Here is a 22202-nt window from a genome sequence, read left to right as displayed (position 1 = left end):
TTTCTTTTTTTAGATACAAGATGTTAGATGTCAGATTTCAGACTTCCAACAGGTTGTTTTACTTTTTTAAATTAGATTTGAATGTATAAATCATTCTTTGAATTTCATTTAGATTTGATATTAAACCATTAACTTTTTCTGCTTCAAGTAAATTTAATTCTCTAGTTAAAATTAACTGGGTCTGTAACTCAAAGGAGGATGCATTTGCTATTCCAAGAAAATGATAAAATTCTCTATCATTATTTCTTCCTGCACCTTCAGCTATATTTGAAGGAATAGAGATTACAGATCTTTTAATTTGAGAAATCAAACCAAACTTTTCATCTTTAGGTAACTCCGCACAAATGATATAAACCTGTTTTGCAAGTTCAATAGATTTCTGCCAAAAGACCAATTTTTCAAAATTATGCATGATAAAGTCTGCTATCTGATGTCTAATATCTGAAGTCACTCTTATTTCTTAAAGTCCTCCATCATTTGAATGAACTCATCAAACAGGTAATTTGCATCTTCAGGACCCGGGCTTGCTTCAGGGTGATACTGAACGGAGAAACAAGGGTGGATTTTGTGTTTTAATCCTTCGTTTGTTCTGTCATTTAAGGCAATGTGTGTTTCGATAAGGTCTGTTCCTTTTAAACTTTCCTGATCAACAGCATACCCATGGTTTTGAGAAGTAATGGCTACTGTATTTTTCTCCAGATCCAATACCGGGTGGTTTCCTCCTCTGTGTCCGAATTTCAGCTTGAAAGTTTTCGCTCCACAAGCAAGACCAATTAACTGATGTCCTAAACAGATTCCGAAGATTGGAACTTTTCCTAATAATCCTCTGATCATATCCAAGGCGTGTGGTACATCTTCCGGGTCACCAGGACCGTTTGATAGCATGATACCGTCCGGATTCATCAATAGAATTTCTTCTGCAGTCGTGTCCTGAGAAACCACGATGATGTCACAGTTTCTTTGAGATAATTCTCTGATAATTCCCAGTTTTGCACCGAAATCTACTAAGACCACTTTGAAACCTCTGTTCGGGTTAGCGTAAGGTGTTTTTGTAGAAACCTCCTCTACCTGATTGGTTGGGAAAGTTGTTGATTTCAACTCAGAAGCTACAGCAGCTTCGTCAGCATCATCGTTTACAATTTTTCCTTTTACTACTCCATGGTTACGAAGAACTCTTGTCAGTCTTCTGGTGTCGATACCTGAAATTCCTGAAAGGTTTTTCTTTTTAAATAATTCATCTAAAGTAATCTGAGTACGGAAATTGGAAGGAAGATCGCACAGTTCTTTTACGATAAGCCCTTTAATTGCCGGCTCGATACTTTCATAATCATCACGGTTAATACCATAATTTCCGATAAGCGGATAGGTCATACAAACTATCTGACCACAGTATGATGGGTCAGAGATCAATTCCTGATACCCTGTCATTCCGGTATTGAAAACTACTTCCCCTGCAGTTTCCAATTCTGCTCCGAAACCTTCTCCATGAAACACTTCACCGGACTCCAGTATTAATTTTTTCTTCATTTTAAACTTTTATCTCTTATTATTTTATATGTCATTAACAGGTCGCCCCTACGCGGCTCTTTACCTTTTTACTTTTTACTTTTTACTTTTACCCTGGCTCTTTTACCTTGGTTCTTATTTAAAAGTATACCCCTTACTTTCCAACGCTTCTTTCAAAATGGCCATTCTGGCGAAAACACCATTTTCCATTTGTTTAAAGACTCTTGATCTTTCACATTCTACAAGATCTGAATCTATCTCGACACCTCTGTTGATCGGAGCCGGATGCATGACGATTGCTTCTTTTTTCATGGCCTGTTCTCTTTCTTTGGTCAGACCATATCTTTTATGGTACTCTGAAGCAGTTAAGCTCATTGCTGCATCGTGTCTTTCATGCTGGATTCTTAATAACATCAGAACATCCACTTCAGCGATCAGCTCATCCACTGACATATACGTTCCGTTGATCAAGGCTCCTTCATCAAACCATTGTTCCGGTCCTGAGAAGTATACTTTTGCTCCCAGTCTTCTTAATGCTTCTGCATTTGAATTGGCAACACGGCTGTGTTTTACATCTCCTACAATTCCCACCTTCAGTCCTTCAAACTTTCCGAATTCCTGATAGATGGTCATCAGATCCAGCATACACTGTGAAGGGTGGTTTCCTGTACCATCTCCTCCGTTGATTACCGGAATCTTAATATTTTTCAATTCCTCGAAGTATCTGTCTTTCTTATCACGGATCACTACAAGGTTCACTCCTATACTTTCAATGGTCTTTACAGTGTCATAAAGACTCTCACCTTTGTTTACCGAACTGTGTGATGCATCAAAAGGAACTACCTGAAGTCCCAGTTTTCTTTCCGCAAGATCGAAGCTTGTCTTCGTTCTTGTACTGTCTTCGAAGAAAAGGTTTGAGCAAAAAACTTCTCCTTCAATTTTAGCAGTTTTACCATTTGCAAAAGCCAGTGCTTCTGTCAGTATACTGTTGATTCTCTCGGTGCTTAGTTCTGTAATCGTAAACATAATTCTAATTTTTGGGCATAAAAAAAGCGAAGACAACAATCTTCGCTAATAACAATAAATATCGTAAAGGGCGCTTTCGCCCGGTAAATCTAATGATATAAATGTTTTTTTATTCATTAGGTGCAAAGATACAACAATTTCATGAACCTACAAAAATTATGTTTAAAATAAATTAAAAACTTCAGTCTTTCCTTATTCTCATTTAAAATTAATATTTTTGTTAGCACACAACTTTATTTATGGATTTAAAAGACAAAATGATTCTCAGTATTATTCAAGAAGATTCTACATTATCGGTTAAAGAAATTTCCGAAAAGATAGGTCTTACCTTTACTCCTACGTATGAGCGAATCAAACAACTGGAGAAGCAGGGCATCATTGAAAAATACGTAGGTCTTTTAAACCGTGAAAAACTGGGTCTGAATATCATCGTTTATTGCAATGTCCGTCTTAAGGAGCAATCCAAAAAAGTATTGGAGACCTTTGAGGACAACATTTCCAAATACGACGAAGTTCAGGAAATCACCAGCCTTTCCGGGGAATATGATTATATGCTGAAAATTATCGCAAAAGATATCAATTCCTATAATGAGTTTGCCGTGAGCGTAATTTCAAACCTTCCCAACATCGGACAATATCACAGTTCTATTGTACTTCACGAGGTGAAAAAATCCACCAAGTTTAAAATTGATCTGGAATAATCCCTCTTATTTTAAACTCATTATTCATTCCTATTTCAATTGCTGAAAATCTTTGATTTTCTTGCGCCTTAAAAGTAATATCTATTATACAATTCCTTGCACCTTTGTGTATACCAACAATTTTCATTTCTACTATCTTGTTTAGAAAACGCAAAGACGCAAAAGAAATTTATTAATTTTATGCTTTAAGGCGCAAAGATTTTATCTCCGATAAAATTTTATACAGCAGATTTAATCTCAATTTCCAACCATAGTCAGTTTAAAGATCAATCATCAAATTCAAAGAGCGGAGTAAAATCCAACCATTAAGATCACTTAAGCAGTTAAGATTTATTAAAGATTAAGGTTTCCACAAACGAAAAGACAGCAGGCTAAAATATTTTTAGAATTTCCACTGATTTTTGCCTAAGTTTTTGACGACCTTAATGGCTTAGATTCTAACCCAATAATTTATTTTTCAGTTTATTGAACTGATATTCTATTTTGTCCAGGCAAAGATTTCCGATACTTCCCTGGTGGGTATGTTCAAGGTTTCCAGGTTCAAATTCAAACTCATTATTTTCAATCTCCTGCCCTACTTTCACATAAGCATCACGGAAAGAGCTCCCGCTTTTCACCTCTTCATTGATCTTTTCCACACTGAAAAGGTATTTGTATTTTTCGTCCTCCAGAATCCCGTCTTTTACCTTAATATTTGGTAAAGTATAGCTTAGGATCTCCAGACATTCTTTCAGGGAATCAATAGCCGGGAAAAGAATTTCTTTGGTCAACTGTACATCTCTGTGATATCCTGAAGGCAGATTGCTTGTCAAAAGAATCAACTCGTTGGGAAGTGACTGAATTCTGTTGCATCGTGCGCGAACCAGCTCAAAGATATCCGGATTTTTTTTGTGCGGCATAATACTGCTTCCCGTAGTAAATTCTTTTGGAAAGCTGATAAAATCAAAATTCTGGCTTAGATACAAACATACATCATAAGCAAATTTCCCAAGTGTTCCAGCTAAAGTAGCCATTGCCATTGATAACATTTTTTCTGACTTTCCACGGGTCATCTGAGCATACACCGAATTATAGTTCATCGACTGGAAGCCTAGATTGTAAGTGGTACTTTCACGATTGATCGGGAAAGATGAACCATAACCAGCCGCTGATCCTAATGGGTTTTTATTAATGATATTCTTTACTGAAAATAACATTTCGACGTCATCCAAAAGCGCTTCTGCATAAGCTCCAAACCATAATCCAAACGAGGAAGGCATTGCAATCTGCAAGTGAGTATATCCTGGAAGCAAAACGTTTTTATGCTGATCTGCCAGTTGAATTAAAATCTGGAAAAACTCATCTGTAAGGGCTGTGATCTCACGGATTTCATCCAATAAATACAATTTGATATCCAGTAAAACCTGATCATTTCTTGATCTTGCCGTATGGATTTTCTTTCCTGTATCTCCTAATTTTTCAATTAAGATTGCTTCTACCTGAGAATGGATATCCTCAGCTTCTTTATCAATTTCAAAAGTCCCATCCTCAATTTGATTTAAGATACTATTTAAGACAGATAACATCTGTTCTGACTCTTCCTGAGTGATAATTCCGGTTTCTGCCAGCATCTTGCAATGGGCCATAGAGCCTTTTACGTCATATTTGGCTAAACGTTCATCAAAGTCAAGGTCTTTACCAACTGTAAAGTTATTGACTAGTATATTGGTGGCAAGGTCATCCTTCTGCCATATTTTTTTCATATTCTCTGATTTAAAATACTGATGGGTCTTGACAAGCCCGGCAAGGCAATCCTTATTACTATTAACTATAAAAAAACATTTCCTTATGTGAAGCTTTCATTCCTAATTTTCTTTTTTGCATAAATCTTTTAAAAACTAAACTTCATGCCTGCCGGACGGAGTCAAAACATATATTGAGCAGGAAGTCTGATGCTGGAGGCTGGAAGCTAATAACACACTGCAATAACTTCCATCTTCCTACACCCATCTTCCATTTTTATAACACTTTTTCTAAAATGCTGATGTAGATTTCTATTCCTTCTTCTATTTCATGGATATAGATAAATTCATCTGCAGTATGAGAGCGCCTACTGTCTCCAGGTCCCATTTTCACTGATGTACATGGAATAATCGCCTGATCTGAGGAAGTAGGTGAACCATAGGTGGTCCTTCCGATTTCAATTCCTGCTTTTACAAACGGATGATCCATTTCGATCTTGGAGGAATTCAGTCTGAACGATCTTGCCGTTAATGTAGATTTCATCTGAGACTGAATGATTTCAAATGCTTCCTGATTGGAATATTCATCCGTTACCCTCACATCCAGTGTGAAATTACAAGACTCCGGCACGACATTGTGCTGTACTCCTGCATGGATTCCTGATAAAGTCACTTTAACTTCGCCCAGATATTCTGAAACCTTAGAAAATTTAAAGGAAAGAATATTCTGCAGATCCTGCATACATTTTACAATTGAGTTATCATCATTAGGATGAGCGGCGTGAGAAGGAGTACCTTTCATTTCTCCATCAATCACAAGAAGTCCTTTTTCTGCAATCGCCAGGTTCATCTGCGTGGGTTCTCCTACAATGGCGAGTTCTATGTTGTGTAGCTGCGGAAACAGAGCCTCTATTCCATCAAATCCTGAAATCTCCTCCTCTGCCGTCAAAGCAATAACTAAATTATATTTTAAATCTTCTTTATTATAAAAATGTAAAAAAACCTGTGCCATAGAAACCAAAGAAGCTCCGGCATCATTACTTCCCAATCCAAATAATTTTCCATCTTTTTCAATAGGGACAAACGGATCCAGCGTGTAAGCTTTGTTTGGCTTTACCGTATCATGATGGGTATTCAGTAAAATAGAAGGTTTAAAGACATCAAAATGCTTATTTACCGCCCAGATATTATTTTTAAAACGTTTGGTAGGAATCTGGTGTTTTTTGAAAAAATTTTCAATTTCTACCGAAGTATTAAACTCATCTTTACTGAATGAAGGAATCTCAATCAAATTTTTAAGCAATCCGACCGCATTATTCAATAGCTCTTCTTTATTATAAACAGATTTCAGTTCCTGCATGATGATTTTCTATATGGTTTTTCAATTCTGTTTCTTTGATCAGAAACACTTTGTCTACATTATTTTTTATAGCTCCAAGAGCATTTTCAAGTTTGGGCAAAATCCCTTTGTGAAGTTTTCCTTCTTCTTTTAGTGTGGTAAAATCTTCTTCAGTTACACTTTTAATCACAGATTCAGGATCGTTTATATCTTCCAAAACACCTTCCTTATCAAAACAATACAACAGTTCAACTTCATATTTCTCAGAAAGAGCCTGCGCCATCACAGAAGCAATGGTATCTGCATTGGTATTGAAAAGATTTCCTTTTCTGTCGTGGGTAATCGCAGAAAATACAGGAACAAGATCCAGTTTGATGAGTTTTGAAACCAGCTTTCTGTTCACACTTTTCTTGGTAATATCCCCCACAAATCCAAAATCGATTTCAGGATGTTCTCTTTTCTTAGCTTTAATTAAATTTCCGTCTGCTCCTGAGAATCCTATGGCATTGCATCTTTTCTGCTGCAACTTTTCAACGATATTTTTATTGATTCCTCCCGCATATACCATCGTTACAATATCCAGTGTTTCTTTATCCGTAATCCTCCTTCCATTGATCATCTTTTGTTCGATACCCAGCTTATCAGCAAGCGTTGTTGCCAACTTGCCTCCACCATGAACAAGGATTTTCTTTTCAGTAATTTCGGAAAACTGTTCTAAGAATTGGCTTAATAATTCCTCATCATCTATTAAAGCTCCGCCAATTTTTATGATGTATAACTTTTCTTTCATTGTAAACGTTTTGTGATCTTTTCTTTTTTCTATCCTTGTCAACGTTTTGAACCTTGACAAGGATTATTATTGGGCTTTCAATTCATCTAAAATTTCACTGAACACAGCCTGTGCGGAGAAAATACGGTTTTTTGCCTGCTGATAAATGACAGAATGATCTCCATCCATCACTTCATCACTCAGTTCCACATTACGGCGAACCGGTAGACAGTGCATTACTTTCGCATCATTGGTATGCGCTAGTTTTTCATTCGTAAGCATCCACTCACCCTTTACTTCAGGCATTGCTGCGTAGTCATCAAAAGAAGACCAGTTTTTCACATAGATAAAGTCTGCATCTTTCAATGCTTCATCCTGATCATGGATTACTTTCACATCTTTTGTGAAGTTTTTATCTAAATCATACCCTTCGGGGTTTGTAATCACTAACTCTACATCCATTTCCTGCATCCATTCTGCGAAAGAATTTCCAACGGCATGAGCAATAGGTTTGATATGCGGTGCCCAGGTCAATACCACTTTTGGTTTATGGTCTTTTTTCCAATTTTCTGTAATGGTGATGCAGTCTGCTAAACTTTGCAGTGGATGGCGGGTAGCTGATTCCAGAGAAATAACAGGTACTTTTGCATGCTTTTCAAACTGGCTTAGGATGCTTTCATTCACATCATCTTCTTTGCTCTTCATCCCTGCAAAACAACGTACCGCAATGATATCACAATATTGATTTAACACTTCGATAGCATCTTTGATATGTTCTACAGTGTCGCCGTTCATCACCGCTCCGTCAGCAAATTCAAGATTCCAGGCTTCCTGTGCTGCATTTAACGTCAACACATTTAAACCTAAATTTTGAGCTGCAATCTGACTGCTCAGACGGGTTCTCAAACTTGAGTTTAAAAATACAAGTCCGATTGTTTTTCCCTTTCCTTTTTGTGTTTCAGTAAGGGGGTCTGCTTTTATCTGTAAAGCTTTTTTTATGATTTCCTGTAAGTTATCTACATCACTTACAGAGGTAAATTTTTTCATTTGGTATTTTCTATTTTTTTTCAATGGACAAATGGAATATCCATTTCATTTTAAATTAATTTTAAAGATTTTGTTTTTAAATCGCTTAGATATTTTCCAATACCCCCTTCAGGGCACTGATGAAAAGATCTGTTTCCTCTTTTTTGATATTCAGTGCCGGAAGAATCCTTAAAACACTTTTATCATTAGAGTTTCCAGTGAAAATATGATGATCGAACAGTAATTCTTTCCTTACTTCTGAACAGTCTCTGTCGAGTTCTATTCCGATCATCAATCCTTTCCTTCGGATAGATTTAATATGTGGTAAATCTTTAATTTCATTTTCAATATACTCACCCATCTGTTGCGCATTTTCAAGAAGATTTTCATCTTTCATGACATCCAGCACAGCAATAGAAGCGGCACAGGCAAGGTGGTTTCCTCCAAATGTCGTTCCCAGCAAACCATTGCTTGCCTCGAATTTAGGATGGATTAAAACTCCGCCCACAGGGAAACCATTTCCCATTCCTTTAGCCGTAGTAATAATATCTGCTTCTACACCAAATTCCTGATGCGCAAAGAAATATCCGCTTCTCCCATACCCGGACTGCACTTCATCCAAAATAAGAACAGTATCATATTTTTCACATAATTCTTTGATTTTAGATAAAAATTCCGGTGTTGGAATCATAATTCCTCCTACTCCCTGAATTCCTTCGATGATTACGGATGAAATTTCATTTCCAAATTTTTCAAAGGTTTCTTCAAGCTCTTGTATATCATTCCATTCTGATTTGATAAATCTATCGGAAAAATTAACCGGAGCTACAATTTTCGGATTATCAGTCACTGAAACCGCTGCAGAAGTTCTGCCGTGAAATGAGCCTGAAAAGTAAAGCACTTTGCTTTTTCCGTTATGAAATGAAGCCAGCTTCAATGCATTTTCATTGGCTTCTGCTCCAGAATTGCATAAGAAAAGGTTATAATCTTCATACCCTGAAAGCTTTCCTAATTTTTCTGCCAGTTCAGTCTGTAATTCATTCTGAACAGAATTGGAATAGAAAGAAATTTTTTCAAGCTGATCTTTCAGCTTATTCTGATAGTGTGGATGGTTGTGCCCAATAGAAATCACAGCATGACCTCCGTAAAAATCAAGATATTGTTCTCCCTTATCGTCCCAAAGAAAGGATCCCTGAGCTTTTACCGGATTTATGTTGAATAATGGATATACGTTGAATAAATTCATGTCTTTTTATAAATGATAATTGATAAATAATGAATGATCCGGGATTCGGGTTTCGAGTTCCCATACATCCATCTACTTTCTATATTAGAATGCTATCGGTTTCAGGTTTAATCCTGCATTTTCTTCCCAGTTCATAGCCAGATTCATATTCTGTACGGCCTGCCCCGAAGCACCTTTTAACAAATTGTCAATCGCTGAGTGAATAACGACAACATTTCCACTCTTTTCGATTTGAATCACACAGCGATTGGTATTGACAACCTGCTTTAAATCCACTGCCTTCCTGCTTACTGTAACAAAAGGCTCCTCTGCATAAAAATCCTGATACAAATGTTCTATTTCCTCCAGCTCCAGCTCCGTCTTCATGGTGGAACTTGTAAAAATCCCTCTTGCAAAATCTCCTCTCCAAGGAACAAAGTTCAGGTTTACTTCTTTATTATTGAATGCAATCAGCTGCTGCAAAATCTCATCCACATGTTGATGAGTTAATGTTTTATAGGCTGAAACATTATCATTTCTCCAGGTAAAATGAGTGGTTGCCTGCAGAGACTGCCCGGCTCCCGTAGAACCCGTAATCCCTGTGGTAAAGACCTCATTCAACACTCCTTTTTCCGCCAATGGCAGCAAAGCCAATTGAATGGTCGTAGCAAAACATCCCGGGTTCGCAATACTTTTAGCACCCACTAGTTGTTTTTTATTAATTTCCGGCAATCCGTAGATAAAATTTCTGTTTCCGAAATTTCCTTCTAAGCGGAAATCGTTTCCAAGATCAATCACCAGCGTTTCATCCTTGACAGGGTTCTGCGTTAACCAGTTTTGACTTTCTTTATGAGGAAGACATAGAAAAAGAACATCCACGTCTTCAGGCTTATCCGTCAAAACCATTTCACAAACCGTCGTTAAATCCGGGTACAGATCCGAAATTCTTGTTCCCGAATTCGAACGACTATATAAAAAACTCAATGTCACATGGGGATGAAAAGCCAGTAAGCGTATCAGCTCACTTCCTGTATAACCGTTGGCACCAATAATTCCTACTGTTTTCTTCATTTTAATTCTGACAGCATTTTGTTCTGCCTTTCATTACATCGTCCTTGCGGAACTAGTTGATATTTTGGTTAATCTGGTGGTATATATTTAAAGAATTGCTTACAATCTTCGTATATCCTTTTACATCTTCTCCCGTCCATGCTCTGTTCGCTTCTCCATAGCTTCCGAATTTGTCGGACATCAGATCATGATCAGATTCAATTCCGTTAAGAATAAATCTGTAAGGATGAAGGGTTACAAATACTTTCCCGGTTACTGTTTTCTGAGAATCTACCAAGAACGACTCAATATTTCTCATGACAGGATCTAAGAAAAGTGCTTCATGAAGCCAATTTCCATACCAGTCGGATAACTGCGACTTCATCATTTGCTGATATTTTGAAAGCGTATGTTTTTCCAATAAATGATGCGCTTTGATAATCACCGATGCTGCAGCTGCTTCAAACCCCACACGTCCTTTAATCCCAACAATAGTATCACCTACATGGATATCACGGCCAATTCCATATGCTGAAGCCAGTTCTTCTATTTTTTGAATGACATATACTGAATGTTCAAAACTTTCTCCATTGACTCCTACCACTTCTCCGTTTTTAAACTCGATCTCCAGCTCTGAAGGTTGAGTTTCTTTAATTTGAGACGGAAAAGCTTCTTCCGGCAGGTAATTTCTGGATGTAAGTGTTTCTTTACCACCTACTGAAGTTCCCCAAAGTCCTTTATTGACAGAATATTGAGCTTTTTGAAATTCCATTTCATAACCGTGTTCTTTCAAAAACTCAATTTCTTCTTCACGGGACAAAGCCATATCACGAATTGGAGTAATAATTTCAATATTTGGACACATCACCTGGAAAATCAAGTCAAAACGAACCTGATCGTTCCCTGCTCCCGTACTTCCGTGAGCAATGGCATCTGCCTGTACTTCAATGGCATATTTTGCAATCTCCTGCGCCTGAATAGTACGTTCAGCACTTACCGATAGAGGATAGGTATTATTTTTCAATACATTCCCGAAAATCAAATATTTCACACATGAATTATAGTAATCTTCCTGAGCGTCTACGCACCTGTACTCTTTTACTCCAAGGTTTAAGGCTTTTCTTTCCAACTCTTTTTCTTCTTCTTTTGAAAAACCTCCGGTGTTTACAGTAACGGCATACACATCATACCCTAGTGTTTCACTAAGATATTTAGCACAGTAGGAAGTATCTAAACCTCCGCTAAACGCTAAGATGACTTTCTTTTTCATCTGGACTCTTTTTATTTTTATTAATGGTCACATGGAATTCATCAAAATCTTTCTGAATCATTCCATCATATTTATTTTCAGGCAGATTATTCACTACCTCCTCTTTTTTTTTATCGTTTTCCGGAACAAATAACATGGCTGTACAAAGACAGTTTTTACGTTCCTTCATCATTAAAATTTCATAGTTTACACAGTTTTTGCAGCCGTTCCAGAATTCTTCATCCTGAGTCAGTTCAGAATAGATCACGGGTTTATATCCCAAATCACTATTTATTTTCATTACTGCCAAACCTGTTGTTAATCCAAACACTTTTGCATCCGGATATTTATCTCTAGATAACTGGAAAACTTTCTGCTTGATCTGAGTCGCTACTCCCCCGTTCCTGAATTTCGGTGACACAATCAGCCCCGAATTAGCCACAAACTTCCCATGTGACCAGGTCTCTATATAACAGAAACCTACCCACTCTCCGTTTTCAGTGGCTACCACAGCATTGCCTTCTGAAATCTTTTTACTCAAATATTCTATAGAACGTTTTGCGATACCCGTTCCTCTGCGCTGTGCAGAATCGTACATTTCCTGCTGTATTTCACTCACATACATTAGATGTTCGCATGAGGAAATTTCTATTTCCATTTATTTATCTAATTTTTTTGGCAAATTTAAAATATAATTTCTTTTAAATCCAAATTAAAAAGATATTTTTCTTGTTTTAAAATTTTAAGCAGGTAAAATTATCTTTACACAAAAATGTACATTTGCAAATTTATTATATATTTGCTAAAATAATATAGTTATGGAAAACACCTGTCCTAAATGCAAGAGTATCAAAGTAGTAAAAAGCGGTATCATCAACAATAAACAACGCTTCCACTGCAAAGACTGCAACTATTATTTTACCGTTAAAAAACTGGGAAAGCAAATAGATGATTACTATGTAACCAAAGCTCTTCAGCTTTATCTGGAAGGCTTAAGTTATCGTGAAATTGAAAGAATTATCGGTGTTTCACATGTTACCATAAGCTCATGGATTAAAAAATATAATATCACAAGACCGCCCCATTCTGAATTCCATCCTGTTTATAAGATACTAAAGCAAAGCGAACTGATTGAGTATATCGCTCAGGAAGAGAATATTAAAAACTCCGGAATTATCATCACACAATTTGCCGATAAGTATATGCTGATTAAGTGGGAACGGTTTAAAAAGTAGCGCGGGTTTCGGGACGCGAGTCATGAAGTTTTAAAACCGAGGTGAAAATACTCTTACAAAAAACTGTATATCAAATATTTAAAAAATCATAATTTTAAAATCTTAAACCCCAAACCTCGAACCCCGCATCCCGAAAATCAAATTCTACTAAATATTAACTATACTATTACCAATAATATATATTAAATTTTCATAAATAAATTATTAATTACAATTTGGCATTCACAAAAAACAACGCCAAAAATTGATAATTTATGAAGAAATTACTTACATTCATTGGATTAGCTTTAATCAGCAGTTCCTTATATTCACAAGGCTCTCCTGATTATGGCAGTGGCTTAAAACTTAACCTCAACCAAAACGGGGATAAATTCGTCAGATTTATTTTATGGGACCAGTTTTGGGTAAGAAATACATCTATGAACCCTGGAACCATGGTAGGCGGTGAACCCACTGACAACTCATGGAGTCTGGGAAACAGAAGGTTACGTGCATTAACATACGCACAGATCTCTAAGAGATATATGATCCTGCTCCATTTCGGAATTAATAATCAGACTTTCATCAATGGCGGCGCTTCAGGCACCTCAGGAACAGGAGGTTATGGAAACGGAAAGAAAACCCAGCTGTTCTTTCATGATGCCTGGAACGAATATGCAGTTATTTTACCTGGAGAAGCGGGAAAATTCAGTTTAACTTTAGGGGCCGGACTACACTACTATATGGGACTTTCCCGTATGACCATGGCTTCCACGCTTAACTTCCTTACATTAGATTCTCCTGTTTTCTCATGGCCTTTGATTGATAATTCAGATCAGTTTGCAAGACAGCTCGGAATGTTTGCCAAAGGAAAGTATGGAAAACTGGAATATCGTTTCAGTTTAAATAAACCTTTCGCCACAGATCTTGTTCCTGTGAATGTAACAGATCCTTCAAAAGCAGTCGCTGTTGATAATAACGGAAATCCCAGTTTTTCAAAAGCAGGATATGTTGAATATCAGTTCCTTGATGAAGAATCCAACACACTTCCTTTTAAAGTTGGATCTTACCTGGGAACAAAAAAAGTCTTCAATGTAGGTGCCGGTTTTTATCATCAGGCTGACGGAACAAGAACTTCTGTCAATTCAAATATTGAAAAACATGATATTACCCTTTTTGCTGTAGATGCGTTTGCAGATATTCCTTTGGGTGAGGCAAAAAATAAAATGGCCGTTTCTGCCTATGCCGGATATTATAATTACAATTTCGGACCGAACTATGTAAGAAATCTGGGAACCATGAATATTGGCGCCTCTGATCCTAATTTTATAGGGAATAAAGCCATTGCAGGACCAGGAAATCTACAGCCAACCATTGGAACAGGTAATATTATCTACGCCCAGGCAGGTTTACTATTACCGAGTCAGGCAGAAAAGCCAAAAATCAGAATACAGCCTTTTGCTGCTTATACTCGTAAAAGTTTTGAGGCTTTTGATAAATCTTCATCTCAGTTCGATGTTGGAGCCAATTGGTTTATAGACGGACATCACGCAAAAATAACGACACAGTATTCCACAAGGCCTGTTTATACAAATCCTACGGAAAGTCCTTCTTCTAAAGGAGAATTTATTGTACAGTTTCAGATCTACCTGTAAGGTTTTAATGGTTCAAAAAAAATTATAATTAACATCCTATTCCACTAACATCAAAAACTAATCAATATGAGCGAAAATCATCACGAAAGCTACGAAAATATGACCGACAGGCAGAAAAACCGCACCATCTGGAGTGTGATCACTGCCTCATCTCTCGGAACATTGATAGAATGGTATGACTTCTATATCTTTGGAAGTCTGGCCGTTGTTTTAGCGACCAAATTTTTCCCTGCCGACAATCCAACCGCTGCCTTCTTATCTACCTTGGCTACTTTTGCTGCCGGATTTGTGGTAAGACCTTTCGGGGCATTATTTTTCGGGAGACTGGGAGATCTTATCGGAAGAAAATACACTTTCCTGGTTACGTTACTGATTATGGGATTTTCCACTTTCCTGATCGGGTGTATTCCCAGCTATGAAACTATTGGTTTTATGGCGCCGGTTTTGGTTTTAATTTTAAGATTACTTCAGGGACTTGCTCTGGGAGGTGAATACGGAGGAGCTGCCACTTATGTTGCAGAATATGCCCAACCTCATCGCCGTGGATACTGGACTTCATGGATTCAGACGACCGCAACAGCCGGACTTTTCATTTCATTGATTGTTATTCTCATTACCAAGACAACACTTTCCACAGAAGAATTTGACACCTGGGGTTGGAGAGTTCCTTTCTGGATTTCTATTCTTATGGTGGCGGTTTCTTACATCATCAGAAAGAATATGAAGGAATCCCCTCTTTTTGCCAAAGCTAAAAGTGAGGGTAAAACATCTAAAAATCCTTTAAAAGAAAGCTTTGGAAATAAATACAATTTCAAATTTGTATTATTGGCGTTATTCGGAGCTGCAATGGGTCAAGGAGTTATCTGGTATACAGGACAATTCTATGCCATGAGTTTCCTTCAAAAGGTCATGAATGTAGAATCGGCGCAGGTAGATTCATTGATGGCTACGGCTTTATTTTTAGGAACACCCTTCTTTGTATTCTTTGGATGGCTTTCTGACAAAATCGGCAGAAAAGCAGTGATGATGACCGGAATGCTGATCGCTATTTTAGCGTACAGACCTATTTACGACAGCATGTTTAAAAGTGTAAACCTCGAAAACAAAACAATTGCAGCCAATGGAATTACAGAAAAAAGAACGGCGAAAATCCACAATGATATTGCGACAGACAGCCTGGTGACTTTTCACAAAGAAACACTTTATGCAGACGGAACTTTAATTAAAAAAGACAGCGTAGTTCATTGGTCACCTTCAGGGATTGTTATGAAAGACGGAAAACCGGAAGAAGCCAAAGTTTCTCAAAGTTTAAAATTAAGTGACAACACCAAATGGTACCTGGTATTCCTTGTTTTCATCCAGGTGATCTTTGTAACGATGGTTTACGGACCTATCGCTGCCTTCCTTGTTGAAATGTTCCCTGTGAGAATCCGTTACACCTCAATGTCATTACCTTATCATATTGGAAACGGGGTATTTGGAGGACTTCTTCCAGCGGTAGCTACTTATCTGGTGACTACAGGAAAAGAAGCAGGACATGCAACATGGTATCTGGAAGGACTCTGGTACCCGATTGGAGTCGCTGCCGTATGTTTGATCATCGGATTATTTTATCTTAAAAATAAGAACAATAATCTTCACGATTAGGTACTGAATCACTCAAATTTTTATTAATTTTAAAACTACTAAAATGAACGGACTAAAAAAAATATTAGGCATTCTCTGGATCGCAATAGCAGTAATTGTGGGTTACTTCGGAATTACCGTACTGGGAATCCCGAAAATAACTTCCGGAAAACAGGAAGATCTGGTTTTTGGCATCATCATTCTTTTTGTACTGATGCCGATTATCTCAGGCGGAATGGCAGTTTTCGGTTATTACGCCTTAAAAGGAGAATATTCTGACGATAAAATTTAAAAGCAAAAAACAGATCATTGATGAATGCGGCATTCATCAATGATCTGTTATCAATTATAAAAAAATGGATATCACGATTAAAGCAATTCCCCGTCCTTCTCAGGATAAGAGCGTTATTGACCTCATCCACAGATTAAATACTTCTCTTATTACAATCTCTGGTGAGAGTGGAAGCAAAAGTGCAAACCTTGATGACTTTTCTCAGGAGAAAGCTTTGTTCCTCATTGCTGTAAGTGATGAAAAACCCATAGCCTGTGGAGGTTTTCGCCCCCTTTCACCAGAAGTATGTGAAATTAAACGCATGTTCTCCCTGGAAAAAAACATAGGCCTAGGCGGAAAGATTCTCTCAGCGTTAGAAAAAGCCGCAAAACAATTTGACTATAAATACATCTATCTGGAAACCCGTAAAAAAAATGACAATGCCGTAAAGTTTTATCTGAAAAACGAATATAAGGTCATTGAAAATTATGGAATTTACATCGGACGTGAAGAAGCGATATGCTTCAGTAAGGAAATAAAATAATTATGAAAAAAAGACACGAACAAAAACTTATCATACTGAGCGTAGGGCTTATGATTGCTTTCAGCATTCCTATTTCACTTCTTTTCAATAGTGATAGAGAAGTTTTGGGCTATCCTATGATCCTTATTTATCTGTTCGTGGTCTGGATGATTTCCATTGTGATTTCTTTTGTAATTGTAAAAAGACATGATGAGTAGTTTCGCATTATTTTTTGTCGTTCTGTTTTATCTGGCCCTCCTTTTCTTAGTTGCCTACCTGGCAGAGAAGAAAAGAAGCAAGCTTTGGATCAATAATCCATACATCTATGCTTTATCTCTTGCTGTATATTGTACTGCCTGGACGTATTATGGAAGTATCGGTGTGGCAGCGACAAGCGGATTAAACTATTTGCCAATTTACATTGGACCTATTATGATTATTCCGGCATGGATCTATATCAATACCCGGATTGTAAGAATTTCAAGGGTCAACAAAATAAGCAGCCTGGCCGATTTCATTTCATTGAGATACGGGAACAGCAGAAGCCTGAGTGCCATTATCACGATAGTCTGCCTTCTGGCGATAGTTCCTTATATCGGGCTGCAGATTAAAGCCATTTCTGAAACCTTCCATCTGGTAACTGAAACTCCGATGTCGAAAGACATTCTTACTGATAATGCAACTTTCGTGGTAATTTTAATCGCTTTATTTTCTTCTTACTATGGAACACGATATGTGGATGCTTCAGAAAAAAGGCTTGGAATTATCTCCGCCATTGCTCTGGAAAGTTTTTTAAAGCTATTTTTCATTATCATTCTCGGATTTTTTGTTATTTATTATGTTTTTGATGGTTTCTCAGATATTTATGAGAAGGCCAGTAAATTTGAAGATTTTAAAGAAAAAAACACCTTCAACGGAATTGAAGGTGCCCTGAACTGGATGGTTCTCTGCATGATTTCTGCAACAGCGATCTGCATTCTTCCAAGACAGTTTCACACCGCCATTGTTGAAAACAGGCAGGAAAAGCACATCAGAACAGCCATTTGGTTTTTCCCGCTTTACCTTTTAATCTTTACTGTATTTATTTTCCCGATTGCCTGGGGAGGAAGGCTAATTTTTAACGGACAGAAAGTAAATCCCGAGTTCTACTCTATCCTGATTCCACAGCATTTCGACAATACTTTGATCACAGTATTCGTCTTTCTTGGAGGATTGAGCTCATGTATTTCCATGATCATTATCTCTGCCATTACTTTATCCATCATGCTTTCCAACAATCTCATCATTCCATACGGATTGCTGGGAAAATTAAAATCTGAAAGCGAGGAGCAAAATACAAGAATCATCACCAATATCAGGAAGTTCAGTATTTTCGCATTGATCATTATGGCTTTTGCCTTCTACAAGTATTTCATTTTGAAAACTTCCCTGGATTCGGTAGGATTAATCTCATTTGTCGTGATTGCACAGCTGGCACCTGCATTTTTCGGAGCTTTATTCTGGAGAAGAGGAAGTTATAAAGGTGCTGTTACAGGACTTTTAGCCGGATTGGTAATCTGCTATTTCGGACTGATTATTCCCCAGTATTATTTTTCGTACAATCAGGAATTTAAAGGGGTCTTGAGGGATATGTATAATGCTTTCGGTTTTTTTACCATTCCTTATTTAGGAAGAATTCCACAGATCTTTTTCTGGTCGATGCTGGTCAATACAAGCTTATTTACCATTGTTTCCGTAAGTTCAAAAGGAAATTACCGTGAAAGAAACTTTGCTGAGCTTTACGTAGACATCGATAAGTACATTCAGAATCACGAAAATGCTTTTATCTGGCGAGGAACAGCCTATATTTCTGATATTCAGAATATTCTGGAACGTTTCTTAGGTAAGAATAAAACGGAACAGGCCTTAAGGATTTTTAATTTAAAATATAACATCGACTCCAATACTGAGACAGCCGATTCAAGGTTTATCAAATTCTCAGAAAACCTTTTGGCCGGAAGAATCGGTACAGCTTCCGCAAAAATATTGATTGAAGGAGTAACCAAGGAAGATAAAATATCTTTAAAAGAAGTTTTAAATATTCTCGAAGAATCACAAGAAAATATCAGCTTAAATAAAAAGCTTACCGAACAGTCTGCAGAACTTCAGAAACTGTCTAATGATCTGAGGACTGCCAATGAAAGTCTGATTATTAAAGACCGCCAAAAAGACGATTTTCTGGATTCTGTCGCTCACGAGCTAAGAACTCCGATTACGGCCATCCGTTCAGCAGGAGAAATTTTAGCGGATGACGATGATATCCCTTTTGACATCAAACAGGAGTTTTTAAACAACATCATCACAGAATCCGACAGATTAAGCGAAATCATCAATGATATTCTTTATCTGGATAAATTGCAGCATGGTGAAATCTCTCTGCATATTCAGGAAAACAATATTGTTGACACGTATAAAAAGGCATTGAGCCCGCTTCTTCACCTGATACAGCAGAAAAATATTCATTTAAGTGAAGTTAATCTCCTGAATCAGTCTATATTTGAATATGATGAAGCAAGAATGATTCAGCTGTTTCAGAATATCTGGGGAAACGCTTTAAAATTTACGGAAGAACATGGCACCATTCAGACCAAATTGTTTGAAAAAGATCAGCAGCTGATCATTACCATCTTCAATACCGGAAAGCATATTCCGGAAGAGGATCTGGAAATGATTTTTGATAAATTTTATCAATCGAAAAACCAAAACATATTAAAGCCTACAGGAAGCGGACTGGGATTGGCCATTTCCAAAAAAATTGTAGAGGCACACGGAGGAAGTATAAAAGCAGAAAACAGCGGGCTGGGCGTAACTTTCACCATCAACATTCCCAAAAAAACTAAAAAAGAGATTACAGATGAAGTTGAACACCATTAAAACCTTCTTATGAGAAAGATAATCATTGCGGATGACGAACACAAAATATTGATGTCGTTGGAATACAGTTTTAAGAAAAACGGATATGATGTTTATATTGCCCGTGACGGAATGGAAGTCCTTGACTTTCTGAAAACCATGGTTCCGGATGTGATTCTTCTCGATATCATGATGCCCAATCTGGATGGCTACAGCACCCTGGATCTTATTAAACAGGATGAAAAACTGAAAGACACCAAAGTGATCTTTCTAAGTGCTAAAAATAACCCAAGAGATATTGAAAAAGGATTGGAAATGGGTGCCGATGCCTATGTAACCAAACCTTATTCAATAAAAAAACTGATGCAACAAATTGAGGAGATGTTCTAAGAGATTGCTTCGCCTGCGGCTCGCAATGACACGACTACTTATCCTTGTCAAGATTTAAAACCTTGACAAGGATAAAAAACTAACACACAACTAATGATATGAATACAGATACCTTATTTAAACAAAGCATAGAAAACAAAGAAGGCTTCTGGAAGGAACAGGCCGGGAAAATACAATGGTTTGAATTTCCGCAGCAGATTCTTTCCAATGGTGAAAACGATTACCCACAGTGGTTTTCTGATGGGAAGCTCAATATGTGTTACTTATGTATTGACAGACACATTGAAGACGGTTTTGGTGATCAGGTTGCGATCGTTTATGATTCTCCTGTAACCCATCAGAAGAAAACCTACACATTTCATCAGGCAAAAGAGGAAATAGCAAAACTGGCTGGAGGATTGGTTTCTTTAGGATTAAAAAAAGGAGACACAGCGGTTATTTATATGCCTATGATTCCGCAGACGCTCTTTGCCATGCTGGCATGTGCAAGAATCGGGGTGATTCACAATGTGGTTTTCGGAGGCTTTGCTCCTCATGAGCTTGTTGTCAGAATTGATGACTGCAAACCGAAAGTTTTAATCACAGCCACGGCCGGTGTCGAAATTGCAAAGAGAATCCCTTATCTGCCACTGGTAGAAAAAGCAATTGAGCTGGCTCAGGACAAAGTAGACAATATTGTTGTATACAACAGAAAACTCGTTGATAATAAGGATGAGATGTTTGAAGGTCTTATTGATTATGAAGAACTGGTAGAAAAATCAGCTTCTGCGGACTGCGTTTCTGTAGAATCCACTCATCCGCTTTACCTGCTTTACACCTCAGGAACTACCGGAAAGCCTAAAGGGATCGTTCGTGACACAGGAGGTTATGCCACTGCATTACAATTCTCAATGACTTATATCTATGGTGTAGAACCGGGAGAAACCTATTGGGCTGCTTCAGACTTCGGATGGGCAGTTGGCCATAGTTTTTCTGTGTACGGACCCTTAATCAATAGAAACACGACTGTTATTTTTGAAGGAAAACCCATCATGACTCCTGATGCAGGAACTTTCTGGAGAATTATCTCAGAATATAAAGTTTCGGTAATGTTTACGGCCCCTACTGCTATCAGAGCTATTAAAAAAGAAGATCCGAACGGAGAACTGGTAAAAAAATACGATTTAACCCATTTTAAAAAACAGTTTCTCGCTGGTGAAAGATGCGATGTTGCCACTTTGGACTGGTTTGCAGAACATATTGGTGTTCCGGCAATAGACCATTGGTGGCAGACAGAATCCGGCTGGCCAATGCTGGGGTTGTTGACTCATGATGAAAATTATCAGATCAAAAGAGCATCTGCAGGAAAGCCTGTTCCAGGATATGATATTAAAATATTTGATGAAAACGGTTACGAACTCAATCCTCATCATGAAGGTTATCTGGTGATCAAACTTCCCCTCCCACCTGGCGCCATGCTTGGAATATGGAAAGACTACGCCCGTTTTGAAAGCAGTTACCTGTCTCAGTATAAAGGGTATTATTTTTCGGGAGACGGTGCTATTCAGGATGAAGACGGCTATATTTTCATTACAGGAAGAGTGGATGATGTGATTAATGTAGCAGGACACAGGCTTTCGACCTCTGAAATGGAAGAAATTGTTTCCTCACATCCTGATGTTGCCGAATGTGCCGTTGTAGGTATTGATGATGATTTAAAAGGACAGGTTCCTTTTGCCACAGTGGTTTTGAAAAACGGCTCGGCGATTTCTGAAGAAGATATTGAAAAAGATATCGTTCAGATGGTTCGCAACAAAATCGGAGCAGTTGCTTTTTTAAAAAACGTAATGGTTGTCAAACGTTTACCCAAGACGAGATCCGGAAAAATTTTAAGAAAGCTGATCCGGACACTGCTGGACGGTAAAGATTTTCAGATTCCATCCACTATTGATGATGAAAAAATCATTGAGGAAATCCAGGAAAAAATCAAGGTTTATAGAGCTTAAACGGGAAATTAAACATAAATTTAAAATATAATAA

At 37.5% G+C, this 22202-nt stretch carries 21 protein-coding genes; 10 read left to right on the top strand and 11 right to left on the bottom strand.

Features of this window, described 5'->3' with window-relative positions:
- Window positions 1-58: 58 nt before the first annotated feature.
- The 3 genes from DEU39_RS01215 to DEU39_RS01205 form a co-directional block, all read right to left on the bottom strand.
- Window positions 59-412, bottom strand: coding sequence for a four helix bundle protein (locus DEU39_RS01215; protein WP_062670677.1), 354 nt, complete (start codon window positions 410-412; stop codon window positions 59-61).
- Window positions 413-453: 41 nt separating this feature from the next.
- The gene (locus tag DEU39_RS01210) at window positions 454-1527 is read right to left on the bottom strand and encodes a carbamoyl phosphate synthase small subunit (RefSeq protein ID WP_062670679.1); all 1074 of its coding nucleotides are present in this window, start codon (window positions 1525-1527) and stop codon (window positions 454-456) included.
- Window positions 1528-1641: 114 nt separating this feature from the next.
- Window positions 1642-2532: an aspartate carbamoyltransferase catalytic subunit gene (locus DEU39_RS01205; RefSeq protein WP_120230613.1), complete on the bottom strand. Its 891-nt coding sequence runs from the start codon at window positions 2530-2532 to the stop codon at window positions 1642-1644.
- 239 nt (window positions 2533-2771) lie between these two features.
- Between DEU39_RS01205 and DEU39_RS01200 the strand changes: the two genes are divergently transcribed.
- Complete coding sequence (locus DEU39_RS01200; RefSeq protein WP_034696246.1) at window positions 2772-3233, top strand: Lrp/AsnC family transcriptional regulator; 462 nt, start codon at window positions 2772-2774, stop codon at window positions 3231-3233.
- Between the two features lie 437 nt (window positions 3234-3670).
- Here the strand turns inward: DEU39_RS01200 and argH are convergent, their stop codons facing one another.
- The 8 genes from argH to DEU39_RS01160 all read right to left on the bottom strand — a co-directional run bounded on the left by argH (window position 3671) and on the right by DEU39_RS01160 (window position 12270).
- Window positions 3671-4975, bottom strand: a complete 1305-nt coding sequence (gene argH, locus DEU39_RS01195; RefSeq protein ID WP_120230612.1) for an argininosuccinate lyase — start codon at window positions 4973-4975, stop codon at window positions 3671-3673.
- 256 nt (window positions 4976-5231) lie between these two features.
- The gene (locus DEU39_RS01190; RefSeq protein ID WP_120230611.1) at window positions 5232-6314 is read right to left on the bottom strand and encodes a M20 family metallo-hydrolase; all 1083 of its coding nucleotides are present in this window, start codon (window positions 6312-6314) and stop codon (window positions 5232-5234) included.
- Window positions 6289-7083, bottom strand: coding sequence for an acetylglutamate kinase (gene argB / locus DEU39_RS01185; protein ID WP_062670688.1), 795 nt, complete (start codon window positions 7081-7083; stop codon window positions 6289-6291). The genes DEU39_RS01190 and argB overlap by 26 nt, the downstream gene beginning before the upstream one ends.
- Before the next feature lie 66 nt (window positions 7084-7149).
- A complete protein-coding gene (locus tag DEU39_RS01180; RefSeq protein ID WP_120230610.1) occupies window positions 7150-8109 on the bottom strand; it encodes an N-acetylornithine carbamoyltransferase in 960 nt (319 codons plus the stop codon).
- Between the two features lie 85 nt (window positions 8110-8194).
- Complete coding sequence (locus tag DEU39_RS01175; protein ID WP_120230609.1) at window positions 8195-9334, bottom strand: aspartate aminotransferase family protein; 1140 nt, start codon at window positions 9332-9334, stop codon at window positions 8195-8197.
- 84 nt (window positions 9335-9418) lie between these two features.
- Complete coding sequence (argC, locus tag DEU39_RS01170) at window positions 9419-10384, bottom strand: N-acetyl-gamma-glutamyl-phosphate reductase (RefSeq protein WP_120230608.1); 966 nt, start codon at window positions 10382-10384, stop codon at window positions 9419-9421.
- Between the two features lie 52 nt (window positions 10385-10436).
- Window positions 10437-11633 carry an argininosuccinate synthase gene (gene argG / locus DEU39_RS01165; protein WP_120230607.1) on the bottom strand — a complete coding sequence of 399 codons (1197 nt, stop codon included), beginning with the start codon at window positions 11631-11633 and terminating at the stop codon, window positions 10437-10439.
- Window positions 11605-12270, bottom strand: a complete 666-nt coding sequence (locus tag DEU39_RS01160) for a GNAT family N-acetyltransferase (RefSeq protein ID WP_062670699.1) — start codon at window positions 12268-12270, stop codon at window positions 11605-11607. The genes argG and DEU39_RS01160 overlap by 29 nt, the downstream gene beginning before the upstream one ends.
- A 160-nt stretch (window positions 12271-12430) precedes the next feature.
- Between DEU39_RS01160 and DEU39_RS01155 the strand changes: the two genes are divergently transcribed.
- The 9 genes from DEU39_RS01155 (at window position 12431) to DEU39_RS01115 (ending at window position 22168) form a co-directional block, all read left to right on the top strand.
- Entirely contained in the window at window positions 12431-12847 is a 417-nt protein-coding gene (locus DEU39_RS01155) for a helix-turn-helix domain-containing protein (RefSeq protein WP_062670701.1), read from the top strand.
- A 254-nt stretch (window positions 12848-13101) separates the two neighbouring features.
- On the top strand, window positions 13102-14481 hold the full coding sequence (locus DEU39_RS01150) for a hypothetical protein (RefSeq protein WP_062670703.1): 1380 nt from the start codon (window positions 13102-13104) through the stop codon (window positions 14479-14481).
- Between the two features lie 66 nt (window positions 14482-14547).
- Window positions 14548-16128, top strand: coding sequence for an MFS transporter (locus DEU39_RS01145; protein WP_120230606.1), 1581 nt, complete (start codon window positions 14548-14550; stop codon window positions 16126-16128).
- Between the two features lie 43 nt (window positions 16129-16171).
- Window positions 16172-16399, top strand: a complete 228-nt coding sequence (locus DEU39_RS01140) for a DUF6814 family protein (RefSeq protein WP_062670707.1) — start codon at window positions 16172-16174, stop codon at window positions 16397-16399.
- Between the two features lie 64 nt (window positions 16400-16463).
- The gene (locus DEU39_RS01135) at window positions 16464-16922 is read left to right on the top strand and encodes a GNAT family N-acetyltransferase (RefSeq protein WP_120230605.1); all 459 of its coding nucleotides are present in this window, start codon (window positions 16464-16466) and stop codon (window positions 16920-16922) included.
- A 2-nt stretch (window positions 16923-16924) separates the two neighbouring features.
- Entirely contained in the window at window positions 16925-17119 is a 195-nt protein-coding gene (locus DEU39_RS01130; RefSeq protein ID WP_062670711.1) for a hypothetical protein, read from the top strand.
- Window positions 17112-19814 (top strand): ATP-binding protein, encoded by a 2703-nt coding sequence (locus DEU39_RS01125; RefSeq protein WP_410493206.1) that lies wholly within the window; start codon window positions 17112-17114, stop codon window positions 19812-19814. Before DEU39_RS01130 ends, DEU39_RS01125 begins: the two co-directional genes overlap by 8 nt.
- Before the next feature lie 9 nt (window positions 19815-19823).
- Window positions 19824-20183 carry a response regulator transcription factor gene (locus tag DEU39_RS01120; RefSeq protein WP_110011117.1) on the top strand — a complete coding sequence of 120 codons (360 nt, stop codon included), beginning with the start codon at window positions 19824-19826 and terminating at the stop codon, window positions 20181-20183.
- Between the two features lie 98 nt (window positions 20184-20281).
- Window positions 20282-22168, top strand: a complete 1887-nt coding sequence (locus DEU39_RS01115; protein WP_120230603.1) for an AMP-binding protein — start codon at window positions 20282-20284, stop codon at window positions 22166-22168.
- The last annotated feature ends 34 nt before the right edge of the window (window positions 22169-22202 follow it).

Origin of the sequence: Chryseobacterium sp. AG363 (assembly GCF_003610675.1) — a bacterium.
In the GTDB taxonomy this organism is placed as follows: Bacteria; Bacteroidota; Bacteroidia; order Flavobacteriales; family Weeksellaceae; genus Chryseobacterium; species Chryseobacterium cucumeris.
This window is presented reverse-complemented; position numbering and strand designations above follow the sequence as displayed.